At 32.3% G+C, this 16,586-nt stretch carries 15 protein-coding genes and 1 rRNA gene; 10 read left to right on the top strand and 6 right to left on the bottom strand.

Translation table 11 applies throughout. From position 1 onward, the window contains the following. From AB674_RS21445 to arsB, 8 genes are all read left to right on the top strand, one after another. Positions 1 to 1,001 (top strand): OmpA family protein (locus AB674_RS21445; RefSeq protein ID WP_047779336.1); only part of this gene is annotated, 1,001 nt, incomplete at its 5' end. A 389-nt stretch (positions 1,002 to 1,390) separates the two neighbouring features. After that, entirely contained in the window at positions 1,391 to 2,335 is a 945-nt protein-coding gene (locus AB674_RS21440; protein ID WP_047779335.1) for a hypothetical protein, read from the top strand. Positions 2,336 to 2,540: 205 nt separating this feature from the next. Further along, a complete protein-coding gene (locus AB674_RS21435) occupies positions 2,541 to 3,008 on the top strand; it encodes a hypothetical protein (RefSeq protein ID WP_047779334.1) in 468 nt (155 codons plus the stop codon). Positions 3,009 to 3,120: 112 nt separating this feature from the next. After that, entirely contained in the window at positions 3,121 to 3,453 is a 333-nt protein-coding gene (locus AB674_RS21430; RefSeq protein WP_047779333.1) for an ArsR/SmtB family transcription factor, read from the top strand. A 10-nt stretch (positions 3,454 to 3,463) separates the two neighbouring features. After that, entirely contained in the window at positions 3,464 to 3,949 is a 486-nt protein-coding gene (locus AB674_RS21425; RefSeq protein WP_047779338.1) for a GNAT family N-acetyltransferase, read from the top strand. A 43-nt stretch (positions 3,950 to 3,992) separates the two neighbouring features. Continuing rightward, complete coding sequence (locus AB674_RS21420; protein WP_047779332.1) at positions 3,993 to 4,466, top strand: DUF6428 family protein; 474 nt, start codon at positions 3,993 to 3,995, stop codon at positions 4,464 to 4,466. A gap of 38 nt (positions 4,467 to 4,504) precedes the next feature. After that, a complete protein-coding gene (locus AB674_RS21415) occupies positions 4,505 to 5,134 on the top strand; it encodes a low molecular weight phosphatase family protein (protein WP_047779331.1) in 630 nt (209 codons plus the stop codon). Next, positions 5,121 to 6,197, top strand: coding sequence for an ACR3 family arsenite efflux transporter (arsB, locus tag AB674_RS21410; RefSeq protein ID WP_047779330.1), 1,077 nt, complete (start codon positions 5,121 to 5,123; stop codon positions 6,195 to 6,197). Before AB674_RS21415 ends, arsB begins: the two co-directional genes overlap by 14 nt. A gap of 378 nt (positions 6,198 to 6,575) precedes the next feature. Here arsB and AB674_RS21405 read toward each other — a convergent pair whose 3' ends face one another. From AB674_RS21405 to AB674_RS21385, 5 genes are read right to left on the bottom strand one after another with little or no spacing between them, the layout of a single operon-like run. Then, on the bottom strand, positions 6,576 to 7,001 hold the full coding sequence (locus AB674_RS21405; protein ID WP_047779337.1) for a hypothetical protein: 426 nt from the start codon (positions 6,999 to 7,001) through the stop codon (positions 6,576 to 6,578). Between the two features lie 57 nt (positions 7,002 to 7,058). Beyond that, entirely contained in the window at positions 7,059 to 8,354 is a 1,296-nt protein-coding gene (locus AB674_RS21400; protein WP_047779329.1) for a TolC family protein, read from the bottom strand. Then, a complete protein-coding gene (locus AB674_RS21395) occupies positions 8,347 to 10,770 on the bottom strand; it encodes an ABC transporter permease (protein ID WP_047779328.1) in 2,424 nt (807 codons plus the stop codon). Before AB674_RS21395 ends, AB674_RS21400 begins: the two co-directional genes overlap by 8 nt. A 5-nt stretch (positions 10,771 to 10,775) precedes the next feature. Further along, a complete protein-coding gene (locus AB674_RS21390; protein WP_047779327.1) occupies positions 10,776 to 11,489 on the bottom strand; it encodes an ABC transporter ATP-binding protein in 714 nt (237 codons plus the stop codon). A 23-nt stretch (positions 11,490 to 11,512) separates the two neighbouring features. Beyond that, entirely contained in the window at positions 11,513 to 12,754 is a 1,242-nt protein-coding gene (locus AB674_RS21385) for an efflux RND transporter periplasmic adaptor subunit (RefSeq protein WP_047779326.1), read from the bottom strand. A 140-nt stretch (positions 12,755 to 12,894) separates the two neighbouring features. Here AB674_RS21385 and AB674_RS21380 point away from each other — a divergent pair, with 140 nt between their 5' ends. Both AB674_RS21380 and AB674_RS21375 read left to right on the top strand, forming a co-directional pair. Continuing rightward, a complete protein-coding gene (locus AB674_RS21380; protein WP_047779325.1) occupies positions 12,895 to 14,238 on the top strand; it encodes a sigma-54-dependent transcriptional regulator in 1,344 nt (447 codons plus the stop codon). Between the two features lie 100 nt (positions 14,239 to 14,338). After that, positions 14,339 to 15,574: a sensor histidine kinase gene (locus AB674_RS21375; protein ID WP_240478116.1), complete on the top strand. Its 1,236-nt coding sequence runs from the start codon at positions 14,339 to 14,341 to the stop codon at positions 15,572 to 15,574. A gap of 846 nt (positions 15,575 to 16,420) precedes the next feature. Here AB674_RS21375 and rrf read toward each other — a convergent pair. After that, positions 16,421 to 16,530: ribosomal RNA gene (gene rrf, locus AB674_RS21370) — 5S ribosomal RNA — on the bottom strand. Positions 16,531 to 16,586: the final 56 nt, after the last annotated feature.

The raw sequence follows: 16,586 nt of genomic DNA, 5'->3' as shown, positions 1-16,586 counted from the left end.
AAGTAGCCATAAACAGTAACGGTGATTTCGGAACGCCTGAAAACTTAGGAAGGAGTATCAATACCGAGGGCAAGGAAACTTTCCCGTATGTGACCAATGAAGATGAAATCTATTTTGCCTCTGACGGGCATCCCGGACTTGGTGGTCTGGATGTTTTTGTGGGTGAAATTGCAAAAGACGGAACCATCCGTAACATTCAAAACCTCGGAAATGATGTTAATTCTCCAAAAGATGACTTTGCTTACGTAATTGACCCTGTTTCGAGAAAAGGGTATTTTAGCTCCAATAAAGACGGTGGACAGGGTTCTGATGATATATATAAATTTTTGGAAACCAAAAGGCTAAGATGCATCCAAGAACTAAGCGGACTCATTACTGATGCTGAAACAGGAGCCATTTTACCCGGAGCAAAAGTAACTTTGTTTAACAATCAAATGGAAGCAGAAGGTACAACAATTGCAGATGCTAAGGGATCTTATAGTTTTCCTGTCGAATGTGGTAAAACTTATAATGTAAGAGCCGAAAAAACCGACTACACCACTAGAGAAGTAAGCATTACTATCGAAAAAACAACCGGAAAAACGACCTTATCTATTGCTCTTGAAAAGTCTACCTGTAAAGTAACAGTCGGAGATGATTTAGGAAAATGTTTTGGTATAAAAATGATCTATTTCGACTTGGACAAATATAACATCCGTCCCGAAGCTGCTTTGGATTTAGAAAAAATATTGGCCACATTAAATGACTACCCAACAATGAAAATTGATATTCGTTCTCATACCGATAGTCGAGCCTCTTTTAAATACAATGAGGTCTTGTCAAACAACAGAGCTAAATCTACTATCAGCTGGTTAATTAAAAACGGTATTGCACCAAACCGACTAACCGGAAGAGGATATGGAGAAACAGAACTCGTAAACAAATGTGCTGATGACGTTCCTTGTACAGAAGAAGAACACCAACAAAACAGACGAAGTGAGTTTATTATTACGGCATTGTAATTTCTGAATTTTTGGTTGTGCTTTCTATGTAATTTATATAGTCTGTTGCTCAAAAAAATAAGTTCTTTATTTACATTATTCTGATTCTATAAATTAAATCAAACAATTAAAAAAGAAACAAAAAGAACAGTTGCTGCGGTAAATTATAGTTAATCGAAATACACTTTCGAAAAGCTAGTCATTAAAATTTTTAAGACGTAGAATTTACACTACGCCCAGAAAAAAGCACCTAAACAACAATTTAACAGAACAACAAATCAATTAAACCATTCTATTTTTTTATATCAACTTGCAGAATAATTTCGATCAAAAGCGCTCCCTGCCTCTACTTTAAAGCTCGCTATACTATTGATGGTAATTTTTAATTAATTACTTAAATATTTAACAAGATGAAAAAATTAATTTTCTTAGTAATTGTGATTTTTTCCACATTTGGTTGTAGTAATGAGCCTGTATTAGTAAACCCAGATGCAACAGTGCCTGCATCTAGTGCCAAACCTTCATCCTCTTCCACAAGTCAATGGGGAGATTACAATATTTCTGTTACAGTTAGTGCAGATGGAACAATTTGGACGTATGTGATCACACGTCTTAAAGCAAATGCAAAAAATTTAAGTCATTTTATAATCGATTTAAACAATTGTAGAGATCAGAGTGCAACTTTTGCTGATATTATTTGGGGAACTGTAAATGGCAGTCCAGCCAATCTGGTGCCTACTGAAGGTTCCGGTACTACTTGTAACCCTCAAGCTATTACAAATAATTTTGTTAAGTTCAATGATCTTCAGGCCGCTACATCATGGACTTTAGTACTAAAATTTGATCGAGGATACAGCATATCAGAAACTGCTATCGCATGGATCAAAGCCGGTACTTCATGCAATCAGGGAACTATTCCTGGACCAGGTTGTCCTATTGAATCCTATTGTTCTTTTTCACAAGGATTTTTCTTCGCAAATGGTTCTGAAAACAATGGAGCAAGCCAATTTTGGTTAAACGGACTTACTATTGGTGGTGTAACTTACACACAAGCTCAAGGAAATAATGCTTGGTCTATTGATCGAGGTCAAGGCGGAGATCAAACTATGAATGGATTCTTCCAACTTGGTGCAGTGCGCTTAAGCGGTGTTGAAAGTCAAGTAGCTGCTGATGCTATTATCATAGATACTTATTTTAATGGACTAAATATTTTCTCTACCGTCATAACTACAACTGGTAATAATCCATACAGTTATTTCAACTTACCAGCCACTTCTAATGGTATTACTAAAAGTCAAGTAATTGCCGCCGGAGGTAGAATTGGAGATTTTATTGATGCAAACCATTGTCCATAAAAGATTAAAATTAATCAGAAATAATTTTTCTAAGCCTTTTCTTAATTACGAGAAAAGGCTTTTTAATTAATTTACGTTTCACTCTTAATCGATTGGCTCTGTTGTCATCAATACAAACATAGAAGACAAGTGAAAATTAGATCGATAATAACCATTTTGGCCTTATTTTTGCTTTTTATAAATTTTAACACTAAAAAATAAAATTATGAAAACTCTAAAATATCTTATGATCGGAATTTTGTTCCTTTCTTTTAGCAACTCACATGCGCAAGTATCCGTAAATGTAAACATTGGAACTCCTCCCGCATGGGGACCGGTTGGTTACGATAATGCTCGTTATTACTACCTGCCCGATCTTGAAGCATATTATGATGTAAGCTCCTCAAATTATGTATACATCAGTAACGGAAGATGGATCAGAAACAGATCATTACCTTCTGTTTATAGAAATTATGATTTATATAATGAATACAAAGTAGTATTGACTGACTATAGAGGAAATAGTCCTTATGATAATTTCAAAAACCATAAATCAAAATATGGGAAAGGATATAAAGGAAAACCTCAAAAAACAATCGGACAAAAACCGGGGAAAGGAAACAACAAAGACAAACATGATAATGGTAATCACGGAAATGGTCATGGAAATGGTCATGGAAATGGGAAACATTAAATAAAAAAGAAGCTCAAAACGAGCTTCTTTTTTTGCTTTACAATAAAAACTGATACCTTTTACTTTTTTCTTTAAAAACTATATCGTAATATTGCAATATAAATATATACCGATGGGAATTACAAAAACAGATTTTTTTACAGCCAGCCAGAATGAACTGGCAGTATTAGCTAAAGCATTAGGTCATCCTGCACGTATTGCTATAATAGAATATTTATTAAAGGTAGATACCTGCATCTGCGGGGATATTGTAAATGAACTTCCTCTCTCTCAGCCAACAGTTTCGCAGCATCTAAAAGAACTAAAAACTGCCGGTTTAATTAAAGGAAGCATAGAAGGAAACTCTATCTGCTACTGTATCAATGAACCCGGCCTTGAAAAGATAAAAGGCTTCTTTGAACATATATCAGATCATCTTGCTAAAAAAAGAAATGAATGCTGCTAATTTAATAGATATGGAAATCAGAAAACTTTTAGCTGAAGACTGGCCGCAGGTCAAATTAATTTACGAAAAAGGAATACAGGCTGGCAATGCTACTTTTCAAACCAGCGCTCCGTCGTGGGAAGAATGGGATCAGTCACATCTTTCGTCCTGCAGAATTGTAATCGAAAGTAACAAGAGACTAACAGGCTGGGCTGCTCTAACTCCTGTTTCTTCTCGCTGCGTTTATGCCGGAGTTGCAGAAGTAAGTGTATATGTTGATCCTGCTCATTCCGGAAAAGGAATAGGTTTTATGCTTTTAAATGAACTTGTAAAGAAAAGTGAAACAGAAGGGATCTGGACACTACAGGCTGGAATCTTTCCTGAGAATATAGCAAGTCTTCGTATACATGAAAAAGTAGGGTTCAGAATACTTGGAATAAGAGAAAAAATTGGAAAACAAAATGGAATTTGGAGAGATACCGTTCTTCTAGAAAGAAGAAGCAGTCTTGTCATTTAACTCTTATTAAAAGAAGAAATAGTTTAACTAAATATATAAAATTATGAAACTTTCAGAAATTAAAGAAATATTAAAAACAGCACATGCCGTAAATTTTGAACTGCCAAATGGGAAACTTGTTCCGGAATACTTTCACGTAACCGAAATTGGTTTAATTACTAAAAACTTCATAGACTGCGGAGGAACCGCAAGAGAAGAAACTGTAGTAAATTTCCAACTTTGGGATGCTAATGATTATGAGCACAGACTCAAACCTCAAAAACTAATTCATATAATTGAACTATCTCAGAAAGTTCTTGGTATTGAAGATCATGAAATTGAAGTAGAATACCAAGACACTACTATCGGTAAATATGATTTAGATTTTAATGGTTCAAATTTCGTTTTACTAAATAAGCAGACAGCCTGCCTTGCTCAGGAACAGTGCGGAATTCCGTCGGATAAGCCCAAAGTAAAATTATCGCAATTAAATTCTGACAACACCAATTCTTGTACACCAGGTGGAGGATGCTGCTAACTATTAAACATTTTTAAACCATTACAGCCAATAAAACTATGTTATATTCCGAGATTAAAAAAACAATTAATTTGTTTGATTTTGAGCAGATTTCAGAAGATCGAAAAAGTGCTGTACAACCATTGATTGATTATATTCAAAATAAAACAGATAATAAACTGGAAATCAGATTAAATTTAATCTGCACCCATAATTCCAGAAGGAGTCATTTATCGCAGGTCTGGGCACAGACCGCTGCTGCCTATTATAAAATAAAGAGTGTTACATGCTATTCAGGTGGAACGGAAACTACAGCTCTATTTCCTATGGTAGCAGAAACTTTGCAGATTTCAGGATTTAAGATTAAAACAATATCTGAAGGAACAAACCCGGTATATTCTATAAAGTACTCAGCGAATGAATTTCCTGTGATTGGTTTTTCTAAAGCTTATGATGATGAATTCAACCCGGAAAGCGAATTTGCAGCAATAATGACCTGTTCACAGGCTGACGCAGGATGTCCTTTTATAGCTGGTGCAGAAAAACGAATTCCATTAACTTTTGAAGACCCCAAAATTTCTGACGGTACACCAGAGCAAAAAGAAATATATCTTAAGCGAAGTCTTCAAATTGGAACCGAAATGTTTTATATATTCTCAAAAATCAAATATCAAAATGTTAGCAGATAACTTTACGCCAACCTTAAGAGGTAAAAAATTAAGTTTCCTTGATCGATATTTAACACTTTGGATTTTCATTGCTATGGCTGTCGGCGTATCAATAGGATATTTCATTCCTTCCAGCGGTAATTTTATCAATTCTTTTTCAAGCGGAACAACAAATATTCCTCTCGCCATTGGACTTATTCTTATGATGTATCCGCCGTTAGCTAAAGTAAAATATGAACAGATGGGACAGGTTTTCAAAAATACTAAAGTTCTAGCTACTTCCTTATTCCTAAACTGGATTGTGGGTCCTATCTTGATGTTTTTATTAGCTCTGCTGTTTTTAAACGGATATCCTCAATACATGATCGGAGTTATTCTTATCGGTCTGGCACGCTGTATTGCTATGGTTGTTGTATGGAATGATCTGGCAGATGGAAATAGACAATATGCTGCTGGTCTGATAGCACTTAACAGTATTTTTCAAGTTTTGCTTTACAGCGTATATGCTTATATCTTTATTACCATTCTCCCTCCTTATTTTGGGTACAACGGTTTTGAAGTAAATATCAGTATTGCACAGATCGCCGAGAGTGTCGGCATATATTTAGGTATTCCTTTTGCACTCGGAATCGTAAGTCGTTATACTCTTATAGCACTAAAAGGTTCTGATTGGTTTGAAACTAAATATGTATCTTTTATTTCACCAATTACTCTGATATCTTTACTTTTTACAATTATAGTGATGTTCAGTCTAAAAGGAAAACTTATTGTCCATATTCCAATGGATGTTGTACGTATTGCAATGCCCTTGATAATTTACTTTATAATCATGTTTATAGTCAGCTTTCTTATTGGAAAATACTTCGGAGCTGATTATTCAAAAACTGCTGCAATAGCTTTTACGGCAACAGGAAATAATTTTGAACTGGCCATTGCCGTAGCAATTGGAGTTTTTGGAATAAACAGCGGTCAGGCATTTGCTGGAGTTATAGGACCACTAGTAGAAGTACCTGCTCTTATTGCATTAGTAAACCTGGCTTTTTGGTTCAAAAAGAAGTACTACTCAAAACCAATTACAAATTAAGAAAGGTTTATCAAATACTATAAAACCAATCATAAAGTTACACTAATATTAGACAACTAAGAAATCCTTATTTGCAAAAAAATATTTGGAGGTTTTACACTTGAAACAATAAGAATTACAACATTCATTTAAAGCAAGTTAAAGGTTCAATATTTACTAAAATATCGAAAATTATGGTGACAGAATCGCAGCGCAGTAGTTTTCGAACCCGTTAAAAATATTAAAATTGCAGTATATAAGGAGGTTATGAATCTATCGTTCGAATCCTGCTCTCTCCACCAAAAAAGTCCTAATTTTCATTAGGACTTTTTTTTATTTCAAAGAGACTCAAAAATTGTGAGAATATCTGAAAATTTAAGGATTTGAATATCCCTAAAACTATTTTACATTTTCATTTATTTTTTCAAAAATGTATTTTGGAGATTCAAAATCAATTGGTATTTCGGTATCAAAATAACGAAAACCCAACCATTTGGTTAAAACACCGGAACCATAAATTAACTTTTTATTCCTCATCAATAATGTAATTGGTAGAGATTCTCCCTGACCACCATAAGAAATATAATAATAATTACCGATTAATGTATCTCCAACTATTTTACCCCTTACATATCCTGAATCCATAATTGCCTTACTTCCATACATTATTTTAAATTCACCCTTAAAAAAAATTTTACTTTTTGAAATTGTTAAATCAGCTGTATCACGTCCATTAATTGCCCTATAATAATGGTATTTCTCTCTAAATTTATTCTTTCTATTACAGCTAATGAAAAACACTAATGAAAATAGTATAAATAGCATAATAGTACTGTTTTTTAGTAACCTCTTTATTTTTTGCATATTGATTTCATTAATTTTTTACAAACTATTATTTTTCAATAAATTTATTTTAAGGTCTATATATTGTAATTGAAGATCATTTTTTAAAACTTCATATTTTGCTACGAGAAATTGATTTTTTACTGTAGAATATAAAACAGCTTCTATTTTTCCATTAGTGAATTTTGCCAGAGTGGTACCAAAAGAAGCTTCTGCAAACATTTGTTTTTCATTCAATTTTTGCTTGAGTTTTAAATAGTTTGTTTTCTTTTGTTCCTCTAAATCAAGCTCCTTATCCAGTTCTTGTTTCGCTCTTTCCATTGCAAGTTTTGCCTTTTCACTTTCTATCTTAGCCGCGCTTATTCTTTTATTACTTCTAAATCCATTAAAAATTGGAATAGCTAACTGCATGCCTACTTCCTGATTTTTATTATCTGATAATTGAACAAAAAAATCATTTGAAGTAGTTTGATTAATATTTTTATAAAAAAAAGTAGAATACCCGTAATAAGCCGATAACACAGGTAATTTACTTGCCTTTTCTAAATTTATTGACTTCATACTATTTTGATAGTTTAGCAGCGAAAATTTTATTTTAGGATTATACTTTTCTTCGGAAATATTAAGCGAATTTTCTTCTCTGGATGTTTCTAAACTAATTTTGACAACATCAAAATCAAAGACGTTCATTAATTGAAACAACTCCTTTTTTTTAATTAGATATAATTGCTCTGTTTGTAAATTCCGATTTTCATCTTCTGAATAACTCAACTGCATGTCATACAAATCACTTTGCGGCTTATTGCCAATAGCAACTTCCTTTGTAACTCTATTTAAGTTAAATAAAGATTGGACAAGTTCTTCATTCTGAATTTTTAATAACTCTTGCGTATAAAGAGCTTGATAGTAACTTTCTAAAAGTTGTAGCTTATATTCATTTTCTAAAACTTCTTTTTCGACACGAGCCAATTCAATATTTATCTTGTCTTTTTTAGCATTAGTAAAGTGGCTAAAATCAATTAAATTTGATCTTGCATTCAGGTAAAAATTATCTTGTTGGATATTAGAACTTACCCTACCATTCGTAGAAGGATCTATCGTTGATCCAAAATTATATACTTCCTCTCCATGTAAAGTAATACCGGGTAACATCCGATTTAATACTGAGTTCTGTAATTTTTCTACTCTTTTAACCTCAAGCTGCCTAATTTTGATATCTATGTTATTTTGCAAAGCTACTTCCATACATTTTGTAAGCGTCCAAGAAATATCTTGGCCACTTACAAAAGCAGAAAATGTTAAAAAGAGAATGGTAAGAGCGATCTTTTTATTCATATTTTAAATATTTCAAAACATCACTTTTTGTTGCCTGATAGGCCCTTGACAATACAATAATCAGCGTAAGGATTAACAACACAATAAATCCTAATAAAAATGGAAATAAAGTGATATCCACTCTGAATGCGAAATTTTCAAGCCATTTGTTTAAAAAGTAATAAACAGGAAACAATGCGGTTAGAAATCCAATAATGCAAAACACAACATATTGTTTTGATAATTCTTTCAATAATTCATTGGTTTCGGCACCTAATGTTTTTCTGATGGCAATCTCTTTCATTCGTCTTTCTATAGAGTAAGAAGCCAAAGCAAAAAGTCCAAAAAGAGCAACAAGAATGACCACTACGTTTAACAATGAAAAAAGATCTTTTTGTTTTACATAGGCCTCGTAGGTTCTTGCATATTGTTTATCTACAAAATCATACTTAAATGGATATTCTCTATCGACATGAGTTCCCCAGAATTTTTCAATTGCAGCAATTGTATTCCCCATATCATCTGCTTTTATTTTGATATAAACCTGGTTAATATTAGCAGCCATATCCAAACTTTTGACATGGAAAAAAGTCATCGGAGGTACTTTAGATTCAGGGCTCAACAAATTAAAGTCCTTCACAATTCCCACAACTTTCAACTTCCGACCCCTTATTACAACTTCCTGTCCTATGGGATCTTTCATATTCATTAATTTAACTCCAGATTCATTCAACAGAACAGAATTAATAGTATCTGAAGCTAATTTTTCATTGAGTCCTCTTCCTTTGACCATTTTAATTTTCATCATTTCAAGCATCCCAAAATCCATCCCGATATATTTTTCTCTAAAAAGTACATCCTGATACAAAATTGGATCTAAAGAATTATCACTTCCATCAAAAGAAAACAAACCTGTAGAAATGCTTTCTACACCTTTAATTTTATATAACTCTTGTTTTATAGTCGAATATTTATTGTAAATATTTTGCCCAACCTTTTCGACCTGATATGCTGCATCGGGAAAATTTAATGATACCGCTATTACCTGATCCCCTTTAAAGCCTAAATCCTTGTTGTTTAAATACTTTACTTGTTCATAGACAATATTTGATCCAATAATGAAAAATGCGGCAACAGCGAACTGGAAAATTAACATCCCGTTTCTTAACCAAACTCCATTTTTACTCCTGCCAAAATTCCCCTTCAGAACCTTAAGCGTTTCAAAATTAGAAACATAAATCGCTGGAAAAAGTCCTGCAAATAAAACTGTTATGATAAATATTACAACTAATTGCAAATAGAATTGCTCTCCAATAAACCTGAGATCTTTGCCTAAAAAATTATTATAATACGGTAGCGTTAATTCAACAACTACTGAAGCCAACAGGATTGAAAATAAAGTAATGCATATGGTTTCACAAATAAACTGTACTCTAATATTACTTTTTGACGCACCCAGGATTTTACGCACACCAACTTCTTTAGCACGTTTAACTGCATTGGCAGTAGCCATATTAACATAATTAAAAATAGACAGTACAAGAATTAAAACGGATAAGCCTACCATAATTAGCAAGAACTGATAATTTCCTCTACCCTCTGGATATCCATCAGTAATAGAATGTAATCTTGCTCCTGAAAGTGGTTCCATTACGACTGTAAAACGACCCGCTTTTTTAGTAATCTCTTCAAGTGTAAAGCCCGCTTCTTTAGCAGTTCTAACAAGAATTTCATCAAAATAAGCCTTTTCCAGCATTTTTCTGGTATCATCAACTTTCGAAGGGTCCTTTATTTTTAAAAGAATTTTTAAAACAAAAAGACCTGAATTTTTATCTAAAGACATCAAATCTTTCATTCTGCTCATTACAATTTCCGGAGCCAATGACGAATTCCCGGGTATATGGTATACAGCTCGCACAGACACCATTGAATTAGAGAGAGAAAACTGCTTTCCAATCGGATCCTCATTACCAAAGAGTTTTTTGGAAAGTTCGTCCGATATTGCAACGCTTGTATCATCTTTTAATGCAGAAATCGTATTTCCCTGAATAATTGTAAACGGGAAAAGAGAAAAGAAATCTTTTTCAGTATTGATAATTTTATCTACTGATTCCTTTTTTCCTTTATAAATAATTTTGTCCTTTTGATACCAGCGATCAGCAAAAACAATTTTTTCAACATTTGAATCTTTTTCTAAATGACTTTTTAATCGCAAGGAATTATCTCCAACAAAAGGCATGTCTCCCAATTTAACTAGCACCTGATAAACATTATCCTTTTCAGAATTCCAGTCGTTGTAATTCTGTTCATCATTCCAGTACAGTAAAGCAAAAATTACACCTGCAATTCCAATTGACAAACCCAAAACATTTAGAGCAGAAAATAATTTATCTTTTTTGATGTGGAAAAAAAATATTTTAGTCCAATTTTTAATCATGTCTTTTAATTTTTAGATTCTTTTACCAATACATCAAAATTTCTACTATTATTTTTCTCCAATACTATTTCACCATCTTTCATCAAAATGGTTCTCTGAGAAAAAGACGCATCATGTTCAGAATGTGTTACCATTATAATTGTTGCACCATTAGCATGTAAATCCATTAATAATTCTATAACTTCATTCCCACTTTTACTATCCAAATTTCCCGTTGGCTCATCAGCTAAAATAAGTAATGGATCATTGATTAGTGCTCTTGCTACGGCAACACGCTGTTGTTGTCCCCCTGAAAGCTGCTGTGGAAAATGTTTTAATCGGTGAGAAATTCCTAATTTATTAGCTATCACTTCTATCTTTCTTTTTCGTGCTACCGCCGAAACCTTATTATAAACTAGTGGTAGTTCTATATTATCGTAGACAGAAAGTTCGTCAATCAAATTAAAATTTTGGAATATGAATCCAATATTTTCTTTTCTTGCTTTGGATCTGTCTTTTTCTTTTAATCCAACCATTTCTTTATTCACCAACTGATAACTTCCACTATCGGCACTGTCTAACAATCCTAAAATATTCAATAAGGTTGATTTTCCACTTCCTGATGGTCCCATAATGGAAACAAAATCTCCTTGATTTACTTTTAGAGTAATATTACTTAATGCCTTTGTTTCGACTTCCTCAGTTCTAAAAACTTTTGAAAGATTCTTAATTTCAATCATCGTTATTTTTTTTAAATTTTTATCTATTCTTGTAGGTCTAATACTTCTACTTGTTTATAATCTTTATAGGAAGAAGTAATCACTTTTTCGCCTGTTTTCAATCCACCTATGATTTCATAGTACAAAGGGTTTTCTCTACCTAGTTTGATCTCTCTTCGTTCAGCTTTGTTTCCATTGACTACAAAAATCCATTTTCCATTAGTTTCTCCATAGAAACTTCCCTTAGCCAATAGGTTGGTCTTTGTCTTTTCAGAAAGATTTAATTTAACTCCGAAACTTAAACCTTGCTTTAAATCTAGTTTATTTGCGGACACAAAATCTAATTCTACTTGAAACCTTCCGCTCTTTACTTCAGGAATTACTCTTGTTATTTGAACGTCAACGGTCTTATCATTAAAATCCACAGTTCCTTTTTGACCTATTGCTATTCTATCCAGATAGAATTCATCAACGTCTGCCGAAAGTTTATACCCCTTCCTGTCATCGATAGTCCCGATACTTGTATTCTGGGTATAAGTCTTACCCAAAATTGGCTCAAAAGAAGATAATCTTCCGGAAAGAGGAGCTGTAATTAAAAAATTCTTTTTGTTATTTCGTAACACCTCTAAACTTTTATTCATAACCGCAATGGACTGATTAAGCTGCACTATTTGGATTTGATTTGCCTGCTTCTCCTTCTTTACACTTTGTTTAATAATATTCATCCGCTCTTGCTGAAAACGAAAATTTTCTTTAGTCTTCACCCACTCACTTTTTGCCAGTATTTGTTCTTCAAAGAGCTTTTTATTCAAGTCATATAAATCTTCCGCATCTTGATAATCATGTCCAATTGAAATCAAATCTTTTGCTAAACTCAATTCTTGATTTCTTAAATCAAGCTTAGCTTTATTCAAATTATTAATTTGTTCAATAATTGCAGTTTCTTGTTGCATATAGGCCAACTCAGCATTTGGATTATATAATCTTACCAATGACTGTCCTTTTGTTACACGATCGCCATTTTCAACAAAAATTTCCTGAACTGCACCTCCTTCAATAATATTAATAAGCATTGAATTTAAAGGAACCGCTTTAGCTTGAAAAGACATGAAATCTTCGAAAGAATTCCTTTCAATTGTTTTAATAGTTATTTCACTCTTTTTTATAGTGAGGGTTCTTTTTTTAGTGGCTGAAATAAAAATGAAATACCCCAAAAACAACATAATTATGAAAGAGATTATTAGATATTTATTTTTGCTACTTTTACGTACTACTTTACTGTCCATTGCAATTATTTACTAACCCTTAAAGAGAATATTGTGCCATAAATCCAAATTTCGTAATAGCCTTATTTTTAAGTTATTATTTTTAAAGAAATCTGAAAAGTGTTCGTTTTTGAACACGGTGTGTACGAAAATGAACAATCATGAACAAGACTAACGCTTCCATATTAGTTATAGATGATCAAGAAGATATTCTTTTTGCTTCAAAATTGCTATTGAAAAAATATTTTGAATCTATTTACACCATTAATAATCCGGCAAATATGATTGACATATTAAAGGAAAATAGCATTAATGTGGTCTTGCTGGATATGAATTATAGAATAGGATTTGAAGACGGAAAAGAGGGATTACGTTTATTAAAAGAAATAAAAACAATTTCACCAACTACTGTTGTTATTTTAATGACCTCTTTTGGCAAAATAGAAACAGCTGTCAAAGGTTTAAAATCTGGTGCTTTTGACTATATTTTAAAGCCATGGACGAACGAAGAATTGTTAGATATTGTGAAACAAGCTGTTCATAAGAGTCGGAAGGGAATTAAAAAAACAAATAGTAAAAAAAATACAACTGATTATTTCTTAAGTAATTCAGAGGTTATGAAAAAAGCCTATTCATTAGCTGATAAAGTAGCTAAAACGGATGCTAATGTTTTAATCCTTGGAGAAAATGGAACGGGTAAATATGTTTTATCGCATTATATTCATTGTCAATCTGAAAGAGGAAACAATCCTTTTATTCATGTAGATCTGGGTTCATTAAATTCTAATATTTTTGAAAGCGAATTGTTTGGTTACGCCAAAGGTGCTTTTACAGACGCCAAAAGTGATACTGCCGGACGTTTTGAAATGGCCCAAACCGGGACTATTTTTTTGGATGAAATCGGAAATGTACCCCTGCATCTGCAAGCTAAACTTTTACAGGTAATTCAGACCAAAACAGTAACAAGATTAGGTGAATCAACTGCGAGACCTCTAAATGTACGCATTATTACTGCCACTAATTTAGAGTTGCAACAAGAGGTTGAGGAAAAGAATTTTCGTGAAGATTTGTACTATCGTATTAATACAATGGAAATTACTTTGCCTCCATTAAGAGAAAGAGAGGAAGATAAAATCCCATTAGCGCATTACCTTTTAAATAAAATGCTTACTAAATACAACAAGGATGCTCTAACCTTTGATGAAAAAGCCTTGGATCAAATAAAAATTCATGCTTGGAAGGGAAACATAAGAGAAATGGAAAACCGAATAGAACGTGCCGTAATTATCTGTGAAAACAATCTTATTAATTCCTCCGATTTAGATTTGGAAAAAATAACAAAAATAGAAAATACGGATATTCAACTTTCGGCAGTTGAAAAAACTGCTATTGAAAAAATATTAGCAAAAAACAATAATAACATCCTAAAAACAGCAGAGGAATTAGGTTTGTCCAGAGCAGCACTATACAGACGTTTTGAGAAATATAATATTAGTACTAAATAACATGTTCAAATCTTTTAAAACGTTTCAAGTCGTAATTTTTAAAATACTTTTAATTCTTTGTTGCACCGAAATTTCCCTATTTCTACTTAAAAAAAACTTGTTGCTTTCGTTTGTATTTTTTCTACTTATAATTTTATTTCTAATTATTGAAATTTGTTATTATATAAAAAATGCATTTTTACTTTACGACAAAACAATTATTTCAATTTTAAATAATGATTTCTCATCCGATTTTTCAAAACATAAATCTTATAAAAATTACGCGAACTTATTTCAATTATATGAAACTTTAAAAAATAAAGAGAGTTTAGAAATATCAAAAGATATTATTTATCGTTCCATTTTAAACAACATAGATACAGGGATAATTATTCTAAAAAAAGAGGGAGAAGATTGGGATGTCTTTTTGATGAATAATTATTTCTCAAAGCATTTTGATATACCGAAAATAACAAAGTGGAAATATCTTAAAAAATTTCTGCCCTCTCTGTACCAAATTATTGAAAAAAATGATTTTAAGGAAGTAAAAATACCACTGGAAATAAGCTTTAAGCACCAAGATGCACAGCTTTATGTAATGCAAACTTCCAGAAGCGAAATTTATGATCAGGATTATTTTATTATTTTACTGAACTCCATTCAAAATTTAATAGAAAAAAAAGAAAAACAAGCCTGGGTAAATCTTATGAATGTGATTTCTCATGAACTTTTGAATTCCATAACACCCATAAGATCTATTTCTAAAAATCTGCAAGAATTAGTACAGCAGGAAGTCATTTCAACAGAAGATCTGGAAGATGTCAAAAATAGCGTGTCTACTATATTAAGACGAAGCGATCATTTACAACAGTTTGTCGAAAGTTATCGCAAATTAGCCATGCTCCCTGCGCCCAAAAAACAAAGCACTGAATTATCAAAGTGGATTGAAAATGGTCTGAAAATTATGGCTGTCCTGTTTGAAAAAGAAAATATTGAAGTCATAAATACCATTTCTTTCGACCGTCTCATATCCATTGATAATCAACAAATGGAACAGGTGCTCATTAATCTTTTGACAAATTGCATTCACGCTTTGGCTGGAATGGAAAAAAAACAAATTATTATTTCCGCCGAAATCAAAGAGAGGAGAACTTTTATTATGATTAGCGACTCAGGAAGGGGTATTGAAAAAGAAATACAAAAGAAAATATTTTTACCCTTTTTTACTACTCGCAAAGAAGGAGCAGGAATCGGATTGACATTATCAAAAAGTATTATTGAATCGCATGGTGGTTATCTTACTTACCGTATTATAAATAAGAAAACAACTTTTTCGATTTGTCTTTTAGATGAATAGTACTTTCAATACTATTATATTTTTCTAAAAAAAATAAACACTTAATTAGCAAGTATCTCAGTCTTTAATTCTTGATACCTAATGTTTGCACTTGTATCATAAGCTCCGGCATCAGTAATACTTTTTATATTCCAATACTCTTGATCTTGTAAATCATTACTACTATTAAGATAACAGCAATAGTTTCAATTCTAACAATCATTCTTTGCATTCTTACCCCTCAAATTTCGCTTTATTTTGATATAGCGTACCAACTATCAACACCTGAGTATTTAAGTGTTATTAAGCTACTAGAGGTATTAATAATGTTACTGATATTATTCTGGTCATTGTTTATTCTGTACTATTACATTCCGTTTACTAAATTGCCCTCTAACCTCTTTTAAACACCAAGTTCGCAAAGATTTCATAAACAATACAAAGAAAAATTTTGGACAAAACTGCCCAATTTATATCTGTAAATTTGATCATTACAGCAGTTATAATGGCGTTTCTTATATGTGCTGCTTAACCGCAAAGCACGCAAGGATTTACGCAAGGATCGCCAAGTAAGTTTAAAATGAACTTACATCACTTATATGGTTTAAAAAAGCCAACAACCAAAAGTTATATAAAACAAAAAACCCTATCCGATTTGGATAGGGTTTTTCAAAAGAATCAAATTCAAAAGTTGTAAAATTCTCATCTGTACTCTTTTTTTAACCGCAAAGATCGCAAGGGGTTTACGTAAAGGACGCAAAGTAAGGCTTAACTGAACTTACCTCACTTATATGGTTTAAAAAAGAAAACAACCAAAAAGTTATATAAAACAAAAAACCCTATCCGATTTGGATAGGGTTTTAAAAAGAAAGGCGACGACATACTCTCCCACATAACTGCAGTACCATCTGCGCAGGCGGGCTTAACTACTCTGTTCGGGATGGGAAGAGGTGAGCCCCGCCGCAATAACCACCTTAAGGTCGTTGTTACTTGAGGTAACGTACAATTAATTAAAAATTTAATATTAATAATT

The sequence above is a fragment of the Flavobacterium sp. ABG genome (genome assembly GCF_001027725.1).
In the GTDB taxonomy this organism is placed as follows: domain Bacteria; phylum Bacteroidota; class Bacteroidia; order Flavobacteriales; family Flavobacteriaceae; genus Flavobacterium; species Flavobacterium cupriresistens.
Note: the sequence above shows the minus strand (reverse complement) of the source record. Positions and strands in the feature narration are given on the sequence as shown.

Bases quoted from the DNA above. Each gene is read 5' to 3' on its own strand.
- AB674_RS21425 (WP_047779338.1), top strand. From the start codon at position 3,464: ATGGAAATCAGAAAACTTTTAGCTGAAGACTGGCCGCAGGTCAAATTA.
- AB674_RS21405 (WP_047779337.1), bottom strand. From the start codon at position 7,001: ATGCTATTTATACTATTTTCATTAGTGTTTTTCATTAGCTGTAATAGA.
- arsB (WP_047779330.1), top strand. From the start codon at position 5,121: ATGTTAGCAGATAACTTTACGCCAACCTTAAGAGGTAAAAAATTAAGT.
- AB674_RS21435 (WP_047779334.1), top strand. From the start codon at position 2,541: ATGAAAACTCTAAAATATCTTATGATCGGAATTTTGTTCCTTTCTTTT.
- AB674_RS21420 (WP_047779332.1), top strand. From the start codon at position 3,993: ATGAAACTTTCAGAAATTAAAGAAATATTAAAAACAGCACATGCCGTA.
- AB674_RS21440 (WP_047779335.1), top strand. From the start codon at position 1,391: ATGAAAAAATTAATTTTCTTAGTAATTGTGATTTTTTCCACATTTGGT.
- AB674_RS21415 (WP_047779331.1), top strand. From the start codon at position 4,505: ATGTTATATTCCGAGATTAAAAAAACAATTAATTTGTTTGATTTTGAG.
- AB674_RS21385 (WP_047779326.1), bottom strand. From the start codon at position 12,754: ATGGACAGTAAAGTAGTACGTAAAAGTAGCAAAAATAAATATCTAATA.
- AB674_RS21390 (WP_047779327.1), bottom strand. From the start codon at position 11,489: ATGATTGAAATTAAGAATCTTTCAAAAGTTTTTAGAACTGAGGAAGTC.
- AB674_RS21400 (WP_047779329.1), bottom strand. From the start codon at position 8,354: ATGAATAAAAAGATCGCTCTTACCATTCTCTTTTTAACATTTTCTGCT.
- AB674_RS21430 (WP_047779333.1), top strand. From the start codon at position 3,121: ATGGGAATTACAAAAACAGATTTTTTTACAGCCAGCCAGAATGAACTG.
- AB674_RS21395 (WP_047779328.1), bottom strand. From the start codon at position 10,770: ATGATTAAAAATTGGACTAAAATATTTTTTTTCCACATCAAAAAAGAT.
- AB674_RS21380 (WP_047779325.1), top strand. From the start codon at position 12,895: ATGAACAAGACTAACGCTTCCATATTAGTTATAGATGATCAAGAAGAT.